The organism is Gibbsiella greigii (assembly GCF_039540155.1).
GTDB classification, from domain to species: domain Bacteria; phylum Pseudomonadota; class Gammaproteobacteria; order Enterobacterales; family Enterobacteriaceae; genus Gibbsiella; species Gibbsiella quercinecans.
Genome location: NZ_BAABEM010000020.1, coordinates 243,324 through 261,613 on the forward strand (window position 1 = coordinate 243,324; position 18,290 = coordinate 261,613).

Annotated in this window: 15 protein-coding genes; 5 read left to right on the forward strand and 10 right to left on the reverse strand. The window is 56.7% G+C overall.

Annotated elements, in window-relative coordinates:
* Window positions 1–6: 6 nt before the first annotated feature.
* Both AC559G_RS14100 and AC559G_RS14105 read left to right on the forward strand, forming a co-directional pair.
* Entirely contained in the window at window positions 7–2,070 is a 2,064-nt protein-coding gene (locus AC559G_RS14100) for an alpha-amylase (RefSeq protein ID WP_498912931.1), read from the forward strand.
* A gap of 135 nt (window positions 2,071–2,205) precedes the next feature.
* On the forward strand, window positions 2,206–3,486 hold the full coding sequence (locus tag AC559G_RS14105) for a valine--pyruvate transaminase (protein WP_095846474.1): 1,281 nt from the start codon (window positions 2,206–2,208) through the stop codon (window positions 3,484–3,486).
* Window positions 3,487–3,513: 27 nt separating this feature from the next.
* On the opposite strand, the gene AC559G_RS14110 is transcribed toward AC559G_RS14105, so the two are convergent.
* The 3 genes from AC559G_RS14110 to ibpA all read right to left on the reverse strand — a co-directional run bounded on the left by AC559G_RS14110 (window position 3,514) and on the right by ibpA (window position 6,318).
* Window positions 3,514–5,172, reverse strand: coding sequence for a Yide family putative transporter (locus tag AC559G_RS14110; RefSeq protein ID WP_498912932.1), 1,659 nt, complete (start codon window positions 5,170–5,172; stop codon window positions 3,514–3,516).
* 170 nt (window positions 5,173–5,342) lie between these two features.
* On the reverse strand, window positions 5,343–5,771 hold the full coding sequence (gene ibpB / locus AC559G_RS14115; protein ID WP_279028364.1) for a small heat shock chaperone IbpB: 429 nt from the start codon (window positions 5,769–5,771) through the stop codon (window positions 5,343–5,345).
* A gap of 133 nt (window positions 5,772–5,904) precedes the next feature.
* Entirely contained in the window at window positions 5,905–6,318 is a 414-nt protein-coding gene (ibpA, locus tag AC559G_RS14120) for a small heat shock chaperone IbpA (protein ID WP_438596456.1), read from the reverse strand.
* A gap of 301 nt (window positions 6,319–6,619) precedes the next feature.
* Here ibpA and AC559G_RS14125 point away from each other — a divergent pair, with 301 nt between their 5' ends.
* Window positions 6,620–6,955: a YceK/YidQ family lipoprotein gene (locus AC559G_RS14125; RefSeq protein ID WP_498912973.1), complete on the forward strand. Its 336-nt coding sequence runs from the start codon at window positions 6,620–6,622 to the stop codon at window positions 6,953–6,955.
* Window positions 6,956–6,979: 24 nt separating this feature from the next.
* On the opposite strand, the gene AC559G_RS14130 is transcribed toward AC559G_RS14125, so the two are convergent.
* Together AC559G_RS14130 and AC559G_RS14135 are read right to left on the reverse strand one after the other, a co-directional pair.
* Window positions 6,980–8,266 (reverse strand): YidR family protein, encoded by a 1,287-nt coding sequence (locus AC559G_RS14130; RefSeq protein ID WP_498912933.1) that lies wholly within the window; start codon window positions 8,264–8,266, stop codon window positions 6,980–6,982.
* Between the two features lie 290 nt (window positions 8,267–8,556).
* On the reverse strand, window positions 8,557–8,859 hold the full coding sequence (locus tag AC559G_RS14135) for a NirD/YgiW/YdeI family stress tolerance protein (protein ID WP_095846480.1): 303 nt from the start codon (window positions 8,857–8,859) through the stop codon (window positions 8,557–8,559).
* A 343-nt stretch (window positions 8,860–9,202) separates the two neighbouring features.
* On the opposite strand from AC559G_RS14135, the gene AC559G_RS14140 reads away from it, so the two are divergent.
* The gene (locus AC559G_RS14140) at window positions 9,203–10,174 is read left to right on the forward strand and encodes a threonine/serine dehydratase (protein ID WP_498912934.1); all 972 of its coding nucleotides are present in this window, start codon (window positions 9,203–9,205) and stop codon (window positions 10,172–10,174) included.
* Between the two features lie 50 nt (window positions 10,175–10,224).
* Here AC559G_RS14140 and yidA read toward each other — a convergent pair whose 3' ends face one another.
* The 5 genes from yidA to dnaA form a co-directional block, all read right to left on the reverse strand.
* Window positions 10,225–11,040 carry a Cof-type HAD-IIB family hydrolase gene (yidA, locus tag AC559G_RS14145; RefSeq protein ID WP_498912935.1) on the reverse strand — a complete coding sequence of 272 codons (816 nt, stop codon included), beginning with the start codon at window positions 11,038–11,040 and terminating at the stop codon, window positions 10,225–10,227.
* Between the two features lie 146 nt (window positions 11,041–11,186).
* Window positions 11,187–13,601 carry a DNA topoisomerase (ATP-hydrolyzing) subunit B gene (gyrB, locus tag AC559G_RS14150; protein WP_438596460.1) on the reverse strand — a complete coding sequence of 805 codons (2,415 nt, stop codon included), beginning with the start codon at window positions 13,599–13,601 and terminating at the stop codon, window positions 11,187–11,189.
* Window positions 13,602–13,619: 18 nt separating this feature from the next.
* A complete protein-coding gene (gene recF, locus AC559G_RS14155) occupies window positions 13,620–14,708 on the reverse strand; it encodes a DNA replication/repair protein RecF (RefSeq protein WP_498912936.1) in 1,089 nt (362 codons plus the stop codon).
* A 163-nt stretch (window positions 14,709–14,871) separates the two neighbouring features.
* Window positions 14,872–15,972, reverse strand: a complete 1,101-nt coding sequence (dnaN, locus tag AC559G_RS14160) for a DNA polymerase III subunit beta (protein ID WP_438596462.1) — start codon at window positions 15,970–15,972, stop codon at window positions 14,872–14,874.
* 4 nt (window positions 15,973–15,976) lie between these two features.
* A complete protein-coding gene (dnaA, locus tag AC559G_RS14165; protein ID WP_498912937.1) occupies window positions 15,977–17,374 on the reverse strand; it encodes a chromosomal replication initiator protein DnaA in 1,398 nt (465 codons plus the stop codon).
* A 762-nt stretch (window positions 17,375–18,136) separates the two neighbouring features.
* Between dnaA and rpmH the strand changes: the two genes are divergently transcribed.
* The gene (gene rpmH, locus AC559G_RS14170) at window positions 18,137–18,277 is read left to right on the forward strand and encodes a 50S ribosomal protein L34 (RefSeq protein WP_000831330.1); all 141 of its coding nucleotides are present in this window, start codon (window positions 18,137–18,139) and stop codon (window positions 18,275–18,277) included.
* Window positions 18,278–18,290: the final 13 nt, after the last annotated feature.

Here is an 18,290-nt window from a genome sequence, read left to right on the forward strand (position 1 = left end):
AGCGCTATGAAACGTCTGACCCTCACCCTATTGATGCTATTGCCTCCGGCGGCGCTGGCCGACTGGGCGCTGCAACCCTTCCCCGCATTTCAGGAATCCCCCAGCGGCTTGTTCAGCAGCCAGGCCACGCTGCAAAAAGGGCAACTGCCGCTGCGGCTCTACCAGGACAAACAGTGTTGGCAGCCCACCGAAGCGGTAAAGCTCAACCAAACCCTTTCGCTACAGCCGTGCGGCAACAACCCGCCGGTGAATTGGCGGCTGTTCCGCGACGGCGAATACCAGGTGCGTATTGACACCCGCAGCGGCACGCCAACCCTGCAGTTGGGCCTGAAGGCGCAGGAAGCCAACGCCGCGGTAACGGCCCACACCTGCCAGCGCTGGGACGGCAACCCGGTGACGGTGGATGTCGGCGGCACCTTCGCCGAAGGTGAAACGGTGCGCGATTTCTATTCCGGCCAGACCGCCACCGTCACACAGGGCAAAGTCACCCTGAAGCCGGCCGCCGGCAGCGGCGGCATCATGCTGCTTGAAACGGCAGCGACGGAAAACGCCGCGCCGTTCAGTTGGCAAAACGCCACCGTGTATTTTGTGCTGACCGATCGCTTTGAAAACGGCAATCCTGGCAATGACCACAGCTATGGCCGCCGCAGCGACGGTATGCAGGAGATCGGAACTTTTCACGGCGGCGATCTGGCCGGCCTGACCTATCGGCTGGATTACCTGCAGCAGCTTGGCGTCAACGCACTATGGATCAGCTCGCCGCTGGAACAAATCCACGGCTGGGTTGGCGGCGGCACCAAAGGTGACTTCCCGCACTATGCCTATCATGGCTACTACACGCTGGACTGGACCCGGCTGGATGCCAATATGGGCAACGAACAGGATCTGCGTACGCTGGTTGAACAGGCGCACAAGCGCGGCATCCGTGTTCTGTTCGATGTGGTGGTGAACCACGTTGGCTACGCTACCCTGGCCGATATGCAAACCTTTCAGTTCGGCTCGCTGTACCTGAAGGGCAGTGATATTGAAAAAACGCTGGGTAAAAACTGGGGCGACTGGCAGCCGGCGCGCGGCCAGAACTGGCATAGCTTCAATGATTACATCAACTTCAGCGATAAAGCCGGCTGGGCGACCTGGTGGGGCAAAAACTGGATCCGCACCGACATCGGGGATTACGACTCGCCGGGCTATAGCGATCTCACTATGTCGCTGGCGTTCCTGCCGGACATCAAAACCGAAGCCGCCGGCGCCAGCGGCCTGCCGCTGTTTTACCGCCACAAACCGGATACGGCGGCCACAGAGATCCCGGGCGCCACCACCCGTGACTACCTGACGCAATGGCTCAGCCAATGGGTGCGTGACTACGGCATTGACGGCTTTCGCGTTGACACCGCCAAGCACGTTGATAAACCAACGCTGGCGCAGTTAAAACAGCATGCCGCCGCGGCGCTACAGGCCTGGAAGGCCGCCAACTCCACCCAGGCGCTGGATGACGGCCCCTTCTGGATGACCGGCGAAGCCTGGGGCCACGGCGTAATGAAAAGCGATTATTACCACAACGGCTTTGATGCGATGATCAACTTCGACTTTCAGGATCGGGCGGCCGAGGCGCTGAACTGTTTCTCAAATATCGATCCCACATACCAGCAGATGGCCGACAAGCTGCAGGGCTTCAACGTACTCAGCTATATTTCATCGCACGACACACGGCTGTTTTTCAGCAGCGATGCCAAAGGATCGCTGCCGCTGCAACAGCGCGCGGCGGATTTGCTGTTGCTGGCGCCGGGCGCGGTGCAGATTTACTACGGCGATGAGAGTGCGCGCGCCTTTGGCCCCACCGGCTCCGATCCGCTGCAGGGCACCCGTTCGGACATGAACTGGCAGGAACTGCAGGGCGCCAAAGCGCCGGTGCTGGCCCACTGGCAGCGCCTGGGCGAGTTCCGTGCCCGCCACCCGGCCATTGGCGCAGGCACGCAGCAATCGCAACAGAACGCCCGTTACTACGCCTTCAGCCGCCAGCACGCCGGCGATAAAGTGATGGTGGTTTGGGTGGGCGAACGGCCAGAATAAAACAGTGGATTATGCTAAAAATAAACCACCTGGTGAAGTTTACGCCCGGTGGTTTATTTTTCCGGCGCATTGCACCGGAGTTTGTCTGGCGGTATGGTGAGGGATTAACCTGCTAAAAATAATATTGCTACACCTATGACTTTTTCACTTTTCGGCGACAAATTTACCCGTTACGCGGGCATCACCCGCTTGATGGACGATCTGAACGAAGGCCTGCGAACCCCAGGCGCCATCATGCTTGGCGGCGGAAACCCGGCGCAAATCCCCGAGATGGAGAGCTACTTCAAACAGCTGTGCCAGGAGATGCTCGAGCAAGGCAAACTGACCGAAGCGCTGTGCAACTATGACGGCCCTCAGGGCAAGGATACCCTGCTGAAAGCGCTGGCCAAGTTGCTGCGCGACGAGCTTGGTTGGCAAATAGAGCCACAGAATATTGCACTGACAAATGGCAGCCAGAGCGCATTTTTCTACTTATTTAACCTGTTTGCCGGCCGCTATGCCGACGGCAGCCGCCGCCGCGTGCTGTTCCCCCTGGCGCCGGAGTACATTGGCTACGCCGATGCCGGCCTGGACGAAGGGCTGTTTGTCTCCGCCAAACCCAATATCGAACTGCTGCCGGGCGGCCAGTTCAAGTATCACGTCGATTTTGAACACCTGAACATCAGCAACGATATCGGCATGATCTGCGTCTCCCGCCCGACCAACCCCACCGGCAACGTGATCACCGACGACGAGCTGATCAAGCTGGACGCGCTGGCGCAGCAGCACGATATCCCGCTGGTGATCGATAACGCCTACGGCGTGCCGTTCCCCGGCATTATCTTCAGTGAAGCCACCCCGCTGTGGAACCCCAACATCATTCTGTGCATGAGCCTGTCCAAGCTCGGCCTGCCGGGTTCGCGCTGCGGGATCGTGGTTGCCGACGAGAAGACCATCAGCGCGTTGAGCAATATGAACGGCATCATCAGCCTGTCGCCGGGCAGCATCGGCCCCGCGCTGGCGGCGGAAATGATCGCCCGCGGCGATCTGCTGCGCCTGTCCAATGAGGTTATTCGCCCTTTTTACCGCCAGCGCGTGGAGCAGACGATCGACATTATCCGCCGCTACCTGCCGGCGGAGCGCTGCCTGATCCACAAACCGGAAGGTGCTATCTTCCTTTGGCTGTGGTTTAAAGATCTGCCAATCACCACCGAGCTGCTCTATCAGCGGCTGAAAAAGCGCGGTGTGCTGATGGTGCCGGGGCACTATTTCTTCCCGGGGCTGGAGCATGAGTGGCCGCATACCCACCAGTGCATGCGCATGAACTACGTGCCCGATCCGGAGAAAATAGAGCAAGGGGTGAAAATCCTGGCGGAAGAGATTGAGCGCGCACACCGGGAAGTGAATGCCGCGGCGCCGGCCGTGCAAATTCGCTAGCCGGCAATGGGGCGGCTGCCGCAGCCCCTATATAGCCCAGAACAGCACCGCCAGCAGTTGCGGCGAGATGATGCGCAGGAACATCGCCAGCGGGTAAACCGTGGCATAGGACAGCGCCGCCGCGCCGCTGGTGGGGTGCAGGTTGTTGGCAAAGGCCAGCGCCGGCGGATCGGTCATTGAGCCGGCCAACATGCCCGAGAGCGTCAGGTAATTCATCTTGCCGACCAGCCGGGCCAAGACGCCCACCGCGATCAGCGGGATGGCGGTGATCAGCACCCCGTAGCCCACCCACGCCAGCCCGTCGCCGTTCACCAGCGTATCGACAAAGTTGCCGCCCGACTTCAGGCCCACTACCGCCAGAAACAGCACGATGCCCAGTTCACGCAACGCCAGGTTGGCGCCCGGCGGCATAAACCAATACAGCTTGCCGATGCTGCCTATCCGCCCCAGAATCAGCGCCACCACCAGCGGGCCACCGGCAAGCCCCAGGCGCAGCGCCGCCGGGAAACCGGGCACGAACAGCGGAATCGAGCCGAGCAACACCCCCAGCCCTACGCCGATAAACACCGGCAGCATATGCACCTGTTGTAATTTTTGCCTGGCGTTGCCCACAATGGCCGCCACCGCGTCGATCGCCTCCGGCCGGCCTACCAGGTTGAGTATGTCGCCGAACTGCAGCGACACATTGCTGCCAGCGACCAGCTCCACCCCAGCCCGGTTCAGCCGCGACACTACCACGTCATATTTTTTCTTCAGGTTCAGCTCGCGGATTTTCTTGCCCAGTACTTGCTCATTGGTCACTACTGCGCGCACGACCTGCAGCGTGGTGCCGCGGGTGGAAAGCGAGGCGTCCACCTCTTCCCCGATCACCAACCGGGCGCTTTCCAGGCTTTCCCGCCTGCCCACCAGGTGCAGATAATCCCCCAGCTCCAGCTTTTCATGCGGTGCGGGCACCATCAGCAGATCGCCCCGTTTTAGCCGCGAACAGATGATGTCGTCGCCGTTAAGCAGCGGCACCTGCTGAATGGCGATACCGTGCAGGTTGTGGTTACGCACCGCGACGTTCATGGTGTGCAACAGTTCGCGGCTGTTGCCCTGGCTATCGTCAAATGCTCGCGCTTCCTGCTCAATGTTGATGCGAAAAAACAGCCGCAGCAGCCACATCACCAGCAGAATGCCGCAGATGCCGAACGGGTATGCCATCGCATAGCCCATCCCCATGCGATCGACCAATGCCGGATCGGAACCCAGATCGGTCAGGATTTGTTGGCCGGCGCCCAGTGCCGGGGTGTTGGTCACCGCGCCGGAGAAAACGCCGAGGATAATCGGCAAGGGAACATCAAACAGCTTGTGCACCGCGGCCGCCACCAGGCCGCCAATCAATACCAGCAGGATGGCAAAGCCGTTCAGCCGTAGCCCGGAAACGCGCAGGGAGGAAAAAAAACCCGGCCCAACCTGAATACCAATGGTATAGACGAACAGGATCAGACCAAACTCCTGGATGAAATGCAGCATGTCACTGTTGAGCTCGATCTGGTAAGTCTGGGCAAAATGGCCGACGATAATGCCGCCAAACAGCACGCCGCCGATCCCCAACCCCACGCCGTACACTTTCCAGTTGCCAATCCACAGCCCAAGAACGGCCACCAACGCCAGCATGCTGACAGCCTGTGCGATATCGCTCATAGGTTACGACCTTAAGACAAGTTTGAAACCTTGCTCTACGTTGTAGGATAGATGCTTAACCTTAGGGATTCTGACATAAGGCAACGCGAGTGAATGCGGGGTGTGCCACAGAACGAAACGGGGGAAGCCCTTTCAGGCCTCCCCCATAAAATTTAACGCTTTTCAGGCGGTTATTTTGCTTCTATCCCAGGCGTGCTGCCAATCGCGATCCGCTGTGGCTGCAGCGCTTCCGGTATCTGGCGCACCAGATCGATATGCAGCAGGCCGTTTTCAAACGCGGCCTCGGATACGTGCAAATGCTCAGCCAGGGTAAAGCTCAGGGTAAACTCTTTGCATACCAGCCCCTGGTGCAGATATTCCACCGGTTTTTCCGGCAGTGCAGGTTTGCCGCGCACGGTCAGACGTGGGCCTTCCACTTCAATATCCAGCTCACTTTGTTTAAAACCGGCCAGCGCCAGGGAGATGCGATAATGGTTATCGTCGCTCTTTTCGATATTGTAGGGCGGGAACCCTTGTGGCTCCTGACTGCCCATTGAGCTTGCCAGTTTATCAAAACCGATCCACTGACGCAGTAGTGGGGATAAGTCGTAATTACGCATAATATTAACTCCTTCTATGAAGCGAGATGATGACCCGTGGCCTTATAACGGCGTTCGGGTATAACGTTATTTGCCCCCTGTCGGCGGGCAGTACGGTATTTCCACCGGTGAAAATCACCGATGAAAATAACAATTATTTAATTTCAATTTTGCGTGGTTTTAAGGTTTCCGGCACCACGCGCTCCAGATCGATATACAGCAAGCCGTTCTCCAGTTTGGCGCCTTTAATTTGGATATGTTCCGCCAACTGGAATTTGCGTTCGAAATTACGTTCTGCAATCCCTTGGTATAAATAGGTTTTTTCCGCATTCTCGCGTTGGTGCGCACCGCGGACGGTCAACAGGTTGTCATGCGTGGTAATTTCCAGTTCATCTTCGGCAAAACCGGCGACGGCAATGGCGATGCGATAATTATTTTCATCAACCAGTTCAACGTTATACGGCGGGTAGCCACCATTACCTTGGCTTTGGCCCGCTTCCAGGGCGTTAAACAGGCGATCGAAACCAATCGCGGAACGGTAGAGCGGCGCCAGATCGAAATTACGCATAAAACAGCCTCCTAAAATACCTCAGCAAGGTTTAATCATTTGGCCTTCCATTATGGACAGGCCGCTAGCCGGAATCCCCTAACGGCGAACTCCTCTTTTCTCTCCTTATCAGATAGGGGTGGGCGGTGTTTTTTCAATGGGTAACGCGCAAAAAATAATGGCAAAATGCGATGAAAGCGCATTTATCTCTTACAATGAAGTGAGAGAACGGCCACAGAGCGGGACTTTGCTCTTTTAAAAACATCTTATGATGTTATAAATCAGCAAATTAGGGGTTCTAACCCCATCAGGATGGATAATGATGATAAAGATAAAAGTGATAGCGGCCAGTTGCCTGCTGTTGGCCACCGGCGGGTGCTCGAGTGTGATGAGCCATACCGGGCCAAACCAGGGCTACTACCCTGGCACCCGTGCCAGCGTTGATATGCTAAAGGATGACAACACCAGCTGGGCCATGATGCCGTTGGTGGCGATTGATCTGCCGTTTTCTGCGGTGATGGATACGGTGCTGCTGCCCTACGACTATATGCGCGCCGACAAAGACAAAGCGGAGGATTCGCCGCGCGAACGCCTGCTGCGCAATGAAGGGCAGCAGGCGGCGGCCGGCAAACACAACGCCGCTCCGGCCAATCAATAGCGCGGGCCACACTGCGCTATTGATTCACACCACAGGCCCGACCACAAAGATTTGGCTGCACCCCGCGACTTCACGCATATAGGCGATCCATTGGCCATCCGGGGAGAACACCACCGCATCGCCGCTCGGCGGTTGTGGCGTCCGCGCCGTCAGGCGCTGCATGCGCCCGTTGGCAACATCACACAGCATCACGCTGTTATCACACACCAATGCAATTTTATCCCCCTGCGGGTGCCAACTGAACGCTGACTGCACGCTATGTTCACTCTGGCTGATCTGGCGCGGCGCGCCGCCGTTCGGTGAAACGGACCACAGTTGCACCACGCCCCGGTCATCTTTCATCAAAAACGCGATTTGGCTACCGTCGGGCGAACTGCGTAACCAATGGCGCAGCGTGGTCGCCACCCCCGGATAGCGGCGATTGCCGGTGTTGGTCAGGCGCCGTTGGGTAACGCCAAGCGGCGGCGCCGGCAGCGTAGTTTCAGTGCCCTGCAACGGCTCAGCGCCCGCTTTGGCATAGGCGGCATCGTTGGCCGGCAAATCGACGATAAAGACTTCCGGCAGTTTTTCTCCGCGGGCAGAGACGGTATCGCCAATAAACGCCAATGCCCAGCGCTGGCGGCTACCGTCGGGTTTCACATAGCCGTTATTGCCGACCCACCCCTCTTCATACGCGCGGTTGATGTCATCGCTGCCTGGCTGCGGCTGCGCCACCGTCCGGCTGACCAGCACACAGAAGTGGCTGCCGTCATATTCACGCGGGTGCTGTTTCGGCGGGTTAACCCCGTGCAGCGGTATGGCAACCCCCACATTGCGCAGATCCAGCGCCGGATCGCGCTCATGCAACACATGATCGTTATAGGTGAAGCTCAGGCGGCTGCCATCGGGGCTGAACACGTGCACATGGCTGCCGCCGCGCAGTGCGCCGGGCGTGAAGGGAGGGGTAATATCAAGCGCATCCAAGGTAACCGCCAATTCGCGATCCGATTCGCTGACGATCACGCCGCGGCGGTGATGGAAATCATAATGCCAACTACTGTCTGGGTGCTCCGGGCCGTGAATAAAGACATAACGCGCCGGGGCATCGGGGCTGACGGTGACCACGCCAACGTGCGCACCGAACTGGGCGCGGTATACGACTTCAACCTCGCCGGTGAACACATTGACCCGTTCAATGGTCAAGCCGGTAAAAGACGCGCCGCTGGGGCGCACGTCATAGGCCAACCACTGGCCACACGGCGTCCAGACGTTAATGTTGGTTAGCTGATGCCCGCGCTCGGCGAGGGTCAGCTGTTTTTCCCGATAGCTCATGGTGGCTCCTTTCAGACAGAGGCACCATGATAGCGGCTTACGGGCTATTTTGAACCTGGCCCGTGCTCGAAATCCCCATGTACGACGTCGTTTTATTGGCAGGTAATAAAAAAACAGCGTTTAAATAATAGATTTAAATTTTCCCGTTACCGACGCGCTATTTATTAGAATTACCTAATTAAGCTCGACGGCATAGACGGTTAAGGCTACGCGCTAATAGGATATTAAAATGATTTATAAATAGCATGCCGGTTGGCTACCGGCATGCTATTTAACACAACCAAGCGATGTTATCTTTTCCTGACGGAATCAACGTCGATTTTTACCCGGCTATCGTTACGATCGATCTCCCCCACCAGCGTAACGGTGCCGGTATAGTGGCGCAGCCTTTCGTCATCGTCGTCATCAACTTCAATAACGATCTGCCCGGTATTGTCTTTAAACAAGTAGTTTTCATCCCCCAGATATTTAACGATTTTCCCGGTCAACGTCACATCCTGATTATCGCGCATGTGTTTTGCCTGGCTGACCGTATGCGCCATAGCGGAAACGCTAAACAGACTCAGCAGGGATGCCAAAACCCATTTTTTCATATTACCGTTCTCTTTTTATTGGTTTGCCCATTATGTTTCCGCTGATGCTCTGCGGCTGTGGCCTATAATAACGCAGGAATTTATAGAGTGTTATATCTGCGATAAAAATAGGATTATACTTAGGAAATGATTTATATATTTCGTTGGATATATAAATCAGATAAATATTAAAATAACCAGGCGCCGAGATTAAACACAAAAAATAGGAATGTATTAGCGCTATCCTTATGATTCACATATGCTCTTAAGTTACGTCCAGAGGAAAAGCGGCGTGGGCTTACATGGCGACCCCCCTCAACCGGACAATGGGTTACCACTATCAGAGAAACATTAAGGAATCTGCATGAGCAACCTATTTGATGAGATCGTATCCGCACACCGGCTATTGCGCCCGCAGGTACGCGTGACGCCACTGGAGCACAGCCCGGCATTGTCGCAGCAACTGGGCTGCGAACTGTATCTGAAGTGCGAGCACCTGCAACTAACGGGCTCATTCAAGTTCCGCGGCGCCAGCAACAAACTGCGCCTGTTGAGCAGCGAGCAGCGCAAGCGCGGCGTGATCGCGGCGTCTAGCGGCAACCACGGCTTGGCGATGGCGCAGGCCGGCAAGCTGGCGGGAGTTAACGTTACCGTTTATGCGCCGGAAAGCGTCGCCAAAATAAAAAGGGCGGCGATTAGCGCGCTGGGCGCGCAGGTGGAACTGGTGCCGGGCGATGGGCTCAATGCCGAATTGCAAGGCAAAGCCGCCGCCGCCGAGCAACAAAAAACCTATGTTTCACCCTATAACGATGTGCAGGTGATTGCCGGCCAAGGCACCTGCGGCATGGAGCTGGTGGAGCAACAGCCCGATCTGGACGCAGTATTCGTCGCCGTAGGCGGTGGTGGCTACATTACCGGTATTGGTACCGTTCTGCAGCGATTGTCGCCAAAAACCGAACTTATTGCCTGCTGGCCGGAAAACGCCACCAGTATGTACAGCGCGCTGGAAGCCGGGGAGATTTTCCCGGTGGAAGAACAAGAAACGCTTTCCGACGGCACCGCCGGCGGCGTAGAACCCGGCGCCGTCACCTTCGCGCCGTGCCAACAGCTGATCGACCGTAAAGTGCTGGTCAGTGAGGCACAGATCAAGCAGGCTTTGCGGCTGCTCGCCGCCAGCGAACGCTGGATGATAGAAGGCGCCGCCGGCGTGGCGCTGGCAGCGGCGATTAAACTAGCACCGGAATATCAAGGGAAAAAGGTGGCGGTGGTGCTGTGCGGCAGAAATATCGATTTGGATAAATACCTGAAAGCTCTCGGCGATAGCCAGCAGGTATAAGCAACCTCGCCTTCTCTGCCCGCCGCAGAGAAGGCGAAGCCTGGCGGGTCTCAGGCGTTGAGCACAAACTTTTCAATGGCTCGCGCGACGCCATCTTCGGCATTGGTGGTGGTGACAAACTGTGCTATCTGCTTGAGTTCCGGGATGGCGTTGCCCATCGCCACGCCGACGCCGGCATAGTCGACCATTGCGTAGTCGTTGCTTTGATCGCCCAGCGCCATCACGTTTTCCTGCTTGATGCCAAGGTGTTGGGCCAGTTTCCGCACCCCGGCCCCTTTATCTGCCTTTTTACTCAGGATCTCAAGGTAGTAAGGCGCGCTCTTCACTATGGTGTAACCGGCCTTCGCCTCCGGCGGCAGGCGGGCGATGGCGCTGTCGAGCAATGCCGGTTCGTCAATCATCATCACTTTCGGGAAACGCATCTGGCGATCCATCTCTTCCACACTGCGGTATTTCAGAGGAATGCCGGTCAGCGATGCTTCGTGGATGGTGTATTTGCCGATGTCTTTGTTGGCGGTATACAGCGTATTGAAATCAAAGGCCTGGAAGTGGACGCCCAGCTCGCGCGCCAGTTTCTCAAAATACAGATAGTCATCAAAACCCAGCGTTTCCTGCAGCAGGCAAGTGCCATCCGCCGCCTGTAACACCAGAGCGCCGTTGTAGGTAATGCAATAATCATTACTGCCTTGAATATCCAACTGCCGCAGATAATTCTGCACGCCAACATAAGGCCGCCCCGTGGCCAACACCACGTATACCCCTTGGCGGCGCGCCTGGGTAATAGCCTCCTTGACCCGCGGCGTTATCTGGTTCTGCGGGTCCAGCAGCGTCCCATCCATATCAATTGCGATCAGTTCAATAGCCATCAACACGTTCTCCCAGTGATTTTCCACATGCTAGCGCGTTTTTGTCCGCCCTGTCAGCGGTAAACGCGCATAAAAAATCCGCCCAGGAAAACCTGTGCGGATTTTTGCCAAGCCGATAACGCGAGACTTCAGACGCGTTGGCGGCGTTAGATATCGATATTCGCCGCTTTCAGGGCGTTCTCTTCGATAAAGGCACGGCGTGGCTCAACCGCATCCCCCATCAGTGTGGTAAACAGCTGGTCTGCCGCAATCGCATCCTTCACGGTCACGCGCAGCATGCGGCGGCCTTCCGGATCCATGGTGGTTTCCCACAGCTGTTCCGGGTTCATTTCGCCCAACCCTTTGTAGCGCTGAACGGACAGGCCGCGGCGGGATTCTTTCACCAGCCATTCCAGCGCCTGCTCGAAGCTGCTCACCGGCTGGCGGCGCTCGCCGCGTTCGATATAGGCGTCTTCTTCAATCAGGCCGCGCAGTGTCTCACCCAGTTGGCAGATCTTGCGGTATTCGCCACCGTGAATGAAATCGAAATCCAACTGATAGTCCGTATCCACGCCGTGGGTACGGATACGCAGCGCCGGCTCAAACATCTGGCGCTCACGGTTTTCGTGAATAACGTAGCTGTAGCTGCTGCCGTGCTGTTCTTTCTCGTTCAGCAGTTTCACCAGCGATTCGATCCAAGCCTGCACTTTAGCGCGATCGCTAAAATCATCTTCGTGCAGCGTCGGCTGGTAAATCAGGTTGTTCAGCAGCGCACGCGGGTAGCGGCGCTCCATGCGGCCGATCAGCTTCTGCACGCTATAGTGCTCGGCGACCAGTTTCTCCAGCGGCGCGCCGGCCAGCGCTGGCGCACTGGCATTGGTATGCAGCGCCGCGCCGTCCATCGCAATGGCGATCTGGTACTGATCCATCGCTTCATCATCTTTGATGTACTGTTCCTGCTTGCCTTTTTTCACCTTGTACAGCGGCGGCTGAGCGATAAACACGTGGCCGCGCTCGATGATTTCCGGCATCTGACGATAGAAGAAGGTCAACAGCAGCGTACGGATGTGCGAACCATCGACGTCGGCATCGGTCATGATGATGATGCTGTGGTAACGCAGTTTATCCGGGTTGTATTCATCGCGGCCAATGCCGCAACCCAGCGCGGTGATCAGCGTAGCCACTTCCTGCGAAGACAGCATTTTGTCGAAGCGCGCTTTCTCCACGTTGAGGATTTTACCTTTCAACGGCAGAATCGCCTGGTTCTTGCGGTTACGCCCCTGCTTGGCAGAGCCGCCCGCCGAGTCCCCTTCCACCAGGTACAGTTCGGAGTGGGCCGGATCGCGCTCCTGGCAGTCGGCCAGCTTGCCCGGCAGGCCGGCCAGATCCAGTGCGCCCTTGCGGCGGGTCATTTCACGGGCTTTACGCGCAGCTTCACGCGCACGCGCCGCATCAATAATTTTGCCGACCACGATTTTCGCATCAGATGGGTTTTCCAGCAGGTATTCCGCCAGCAGTTCGTTCATCTGTTGTTCAACCGCAGTTTTCACTTCTGAAGAAACCAGTTTGTCTTTGGTCTGCGAAGAGAACTTCGGATCCGGTACTTTTACTGAAACCACGGCAATCAGGCCTTCGCGCGCATCGTCGCCGGTGGCGCTGACTTTCGCTTTTTTGCTGTAGCCTTCTTTATCCATATATGCGTTTAGGGTACGGGTCATAGCGGCGCGGAAGCCGGCCAGGTGGGTACCCCCATCACGCTGTGGGATGTTGTTGGTAAAGCAGTAAATGTTTTCCTGGAAGCCGTCGTTCCACTGCAGCGCGACTTCCACACCGATATCATCCTTCACGGTAGAGAAATAGAACACCGTTGGGTGGATAGGCGTTTTGTTTTTGTTCAGATATTCAACAAACGCCTTGATCCCGCCTTCGTAGTGGAAGTGGTCTTCTTTATCGGTGCGTTTGTCTTTCAGGCGAATAGAAACCCCGGAGTTGAGGAACGACAGTTCCCGCAGGCGTTTAGCCAGGATTTCATACTGGAATTCGGTTTGGTTGGTGAACGTCTGGTAGCTTGGCCAGAAACGCACCATGGTGCCGGTTTGATCGGTTTCACCCACCACTTTCAGCGGCCCCTGCGGTTCGCCGTGGCTGTAGGTTTGCTCATGCACCTTGCCCTCGCGGCGAATCACCAGCTCAAGCTTCTCGGACAGGGCGTTAACAACCGATACACCCACGCCGTGCAAGCCGCCGGAAACCTTATACGAGTTATCATCGAATTTACCGCCGGCGTGCAGGACGGTCATGATTACCTGCGCCGCGGAAACCCCTTCTTCCTCGTGAATACCGGTTGGGATCCCACGGCCATCATCCTGCACCGAGACGGAGTTGTCGGCATGGATGGTCACCTGAATGTCACTACAGTGGCCAGCGAGTGCTTCGTCGATAGCGTTGTCCACAACCTCGAATACCATGTGATGCAGGCCGGTACCGTCATCGGTATCACCGATATACATGCCTGGGCGTTTACGCACCGCGTCCAGCCCTTTTAATACCTTGATACTTGAGGAGTCATAAGAATTCGACATCAACGTTTCTCGCTCATTTTAGTCCTGTGGTTGAACCTCTATTTTACCTTGTTCCACGCGGAACATCTTGCCCTTTTCACCAGCCATATCGGTGACTTGCTCAGCGCTAATGGCGCTGACAAATACCTGGGCCTGGGTAGCTTTCAGGCGATCGGCCAGCAACCGGCGACGGCCGGTGTCCAGCTCGGAGGCAAAATCATCAATCAGATACAGGCAACGCCGCCCGCTCTGCCGGGTGAGAAACTCACCCTGCGCTAAGCGCAACGCGCACATCAGCAGTTTTAGCTGACCGCGCGATAATAAATCCTCTACCGGCGTGCCATCGGCACGAATGCGGAAATCCGCCTTATGCGGCCCCAGCGCGGTATAGGTTAACGCCCTGTCGCGTTCAAACTGGCGTTCCAACAGTTCGCCATAGTCGCTCTCTTTATCCCAACCGCGCTGGAATGAAAAGCTCAGGGCAAATTCGGGCAGAAACTGCGTGCACGTCGCGGCAATATCCGCGGCAAGCGCATCGCAATAAGCCGCCCGCCACGCGCTGATACGTTCTGCCAGCGGGATCAGTTCCTGATCCCAAGCGCGAATCTGCGCGTAGCGGCTTACCTGACGCAGCGCGGCATTGCGCTGCTTCAGCAAGCGTTTTAAGTTACTCCAGGCGGTGAAAAAACCGGGATCGTTGTGAAAACACCCCCAGTCCAGAAAGGCACGGCGGAATTTCGGCCCGCCGTTAAGCAGGGTGAAACCTTCAGGCGTAATCAGTTGCATCGGCAGCAACTGGGCAAGCTCAGCCACCTTATGGCCGTCGCTGCCGTCAATGCGCACCTTGCCGTCTCCCTGGCGATTTTTGCTCAGCCCCACCGACAGTTCGCGTTCGGCGCCGCTGTCGATCCGGCCATGCAAAATGAATTCTGGCTGATCGTGGCGGATCACTCGCCCGGCCTGCAGGCTGCGAAATGCGCGCCCGTGCCCCAGCGTATATACCGCTTCCAGCACGCTGGTTTTACCGCTGCCGTTGGAGCCCACCAGAAAGTTAAAGCCGGCGGCCGGCTCCAGATCCGCCGCTTCAATATTGCGGAAATCTTTAATCAGTAAACGCGTCAGAGCCATACCAATTCCATCATTGGGAAAAATATGCTCAATGTAAGGGCGCTATCGGCACAGGCCGTTTACCTGTGGGCAACGCACAACCACCGGCGCGTACAGCAAGTACGCGAAGCTGGCGGGCGCCGTCCAAACGGTAGCATGGCAAGTCAGCAAGCCCCGGCATCGATCACAATCGCATTGGCATGACAACATACGCCGCCGCCTGGCTGGCGCTGTCTTCAATCTGCACGCTGGAAACCGAATCGGTCAGCAGCAGGCGCACGTCTTCACATTTCAGCGCATTTAATACGTCGAGCACATAGCTGACGTTGAAGCCGATTTCCATTTCAGTGCCGCCGTAGCTGACATCAAGGATCTCTTCCGCTTCTTCCTGCTCCGGGTTATTGGCAGTGATTTTGAGCTGGTTCTCGCTCACATACAGCCGCACGCCGCGGAATTTCTCGTTCGACAGGATCGCCGCACGGGCGAACGCTTGTTTGAGCAGATCGCAGCCGGCTTCCAGGGTTTTGTCGGGGTTTTTCGGCAATACGCGGCGATAATCCGGGAAACGGCCGTCAACCAGCTTGGACGTAAAGATAAAATCGCCGACGTGAGCGCGAATGTTGTTGCTGCCGATTTGCAGCTGCAACAGCGAATCGCCGCCGTCGAGCAAACGCACCAGTTCCATCACCCCTTTACGCGGCACGATCACCGAATGGGAAGGCAACTGCTGGCCGATAGGCATGGAGCACACCGCTAGGCGGTGGCCGTCGGTGGCGACCGTGCGCAGTTCTTCACCTTCGGTTTCAAACAGCATACCGTTCAGGTAGTAACGCACGTCCTGATGCGCCATGGAAAACTGGGTCGCTTCGATCAAGCGTTTCAACGTGGCCTGCGGCAACGTGAACTCGACGTCGCTTTGCCAGTCGTCCAGGTTGGGGAAATCCGCCGCCGGCAGCGTAGACAGCGAAAAGCGGCTGCGGCCGGAGCGCACCAGCATCCGTTCGCCTTCCAACTGAACGGCGATTTCAGCGCCTTCCGGCAGGCCGCGGCAGATGTCAAAAAACTTACGCGCAGGGACTGTCGTCGCGCCCGCGTCATGGGGCTGAGACAGGGCAACGCGCGCCACCATCTCCATTTCCAGATCGGTGCCGGTCAGCAGCAACGAGCCTTCCGTCACCTGGAGCAGCAGGTTACCCAGGATCGGCAGCGTCGGGCGGCCGCCCAGTGGGCTACTCACCTGTTGCAGCGGTTTTAGCAGATGCTCACGTTCAACGATAAATTTCATAGCGCTATGAGGATAATGTTCTGATTAAATTGGAAAAATCTTCTTTGATGTCGTGGTTTTCCTCACGCAACTGCTCGATTTTACGGCAGGCGTGCAACACCGTGGTATGGTCGCGGCCACCAAACGCATCGCCGATTTCCGGCAGGCTGTGGTTGGTGAGCTCTTTTGCCAATGCCATCGCCATCTGGCGCGGGCGGGCAACCGAGCGTGAACGCCGTTTGGACAGCAAATCCGCGACTTTAATTTTATAATATTCCGCCACCGTCTTCTGAATGTTATCGATGGTGACCAGCTTTTCCTGCAACGCCAGCAGATCGCGCAGCGCCTCCCGCACAAAATCGATGGTGATGGCGCGCCCGGTAAAGTTCGCATTGGCGATCACTCGGTTCAGTGCCCCTTCAAGCTCACGCACGTTGGAGCGCAGGCGCTTGGCGATGAAAAACGCCACTTCGCCCGGCAGACGAATGTCGTTCTCGTCGGCCTTTTTCATCAGGATCGCCACGCGGGTTTCCAGCTCCGGCGGCTCGATCGCCACAGTCAGCCCCCAGCCAAAACGGGACTTCAGGCGATCTTCCACCCCATTGATTTCTTTGGGGTAGCGGTCTGACGTCAGAATGATCTGCTGGTTGCCTTCAAGCAGCGCATTGAAGGTGTGGAAGAACTCTTCCTGTGAACGCTCCTTGTTGGCGAAAAACTGGATGTCATCGATCAGCAGTGCATCAACCGAGCGGTAGTAACGCTTGAACTCTTCAATGGCATTATTCTGCAAGGCTTTGACCATATCCTGAACAAAGCGTTCCGAATGCATGTACACCACCTTGGCGTTGGCCTTGCGCGCCATAATGCCGTTACCCACCGCGTGCAACAGGTGGGTCTTACCCAGGCCGGTGCCGCCGTATAAAAACAGCGGGTTATACGCGCCGCCGGGGTTATCCGCCACCTGGCGCGCCGCGGCGCGCGCCAGCTGGTTCGATTTACCTTCAACGAAGTTATCGAACGTATGCTTGGGGTTGACGTTGGAACGGTAAGAAAGCTCAGGCTGCGGCGCCGCATTATCCCAACTGGGGCGTGAGGGCGCCGCCATGCGCGCCGCTACCGGCGCCACCGGAGCACTGCTGCGGCTTTCGGCCACCGCTGGGTTGAGGATTTGGCTCACCGGCTTGCTCCCCACTTCGAAACGCAGCAAAGGGGCATCGGTACCGCAGAAATCATTCAGCAGGCCATTGATATTGTTTAAGTACTTATCGCGCACCCAATCCAGCACAAAGCGATTCGGCGCATACAGCGCCAGGGTGTTGTCACTCAGTTCCGCCTGCAATGGGCGTATCCACATACTAAATTCTGTGGCAGGTAACTCATCCTGCAATCGGGCAAGACACTGCTGCCAAAGCGAAAGTGACACGGCGAACTCCACTCGAACAAGATCAATAAAAAGAAAAGAATCGGGCTACTTTATATGACTCATGATTTTTGACACACGCCCGGCAACGGCTGACTGCCTGTGGGGCCTGCGAACCGCCTTTCACGGTTTATCCCCTGTATTCGTGCGAACCGCAGCATCGCCGGCTTTATGTACAGGCCGCCAGAGCGAGGTTCGACATCCATCGGGGTAATGCCCGCCACGATCCCACGATGGGGATCGCGATCGGAATGACGGATCATAGCGCAAATGGCGCAAGAGATCCTCCCCTTCATCACAGATTAGATCCATTTTATCCACAGGCCGCGGCCGGCGACGATCTTTTCGCCATAAGCCGTTAAATACTGGAGAGATCCCGGATTCAGGCCGGCGTTTTTTCACCGCCAACAGGTTATACCCGGTTATCCACGGCGGATCTTTTCGCCAATGCGCCAGGATCGCGCCGGGATCCTTGCGCTTTAAGCGCGAGTCCGTATAATCTTCGCCCTACGTGTGATACCTGGTTCCTTCATGGTGTGTTATTTGCCGGACAGGATTCTGCGGTGACCACGGGCCAAAACCGGATTTTCCTCCGTATTGGCAAGCAACCAGGTAGGCTAGCGCGATGTGAATTGACTCAGGACTGTACAATTATTACAATCCCGCCTCTTTATATATTGCGATTGAGGCGTCGGTCGTCTTCACGCCGAGTAGCCAAACGCGTTTACTGATCAGTAATTATTTTAAGTTTAGGTAGAAATCGCTATGAAACGCACTTTCCAACCGTCCGTATTGAAGCGCAACCGTAGCCACGGTTTCCGTGCTCGTATGGCCACCAAAAATGGTCGTCAAGTTCTGGCCCGCCGTCGTGCGAAAGGCCGTGCTCGTCTGACTGTTTCTAAGTAATAAAAGCTAACCC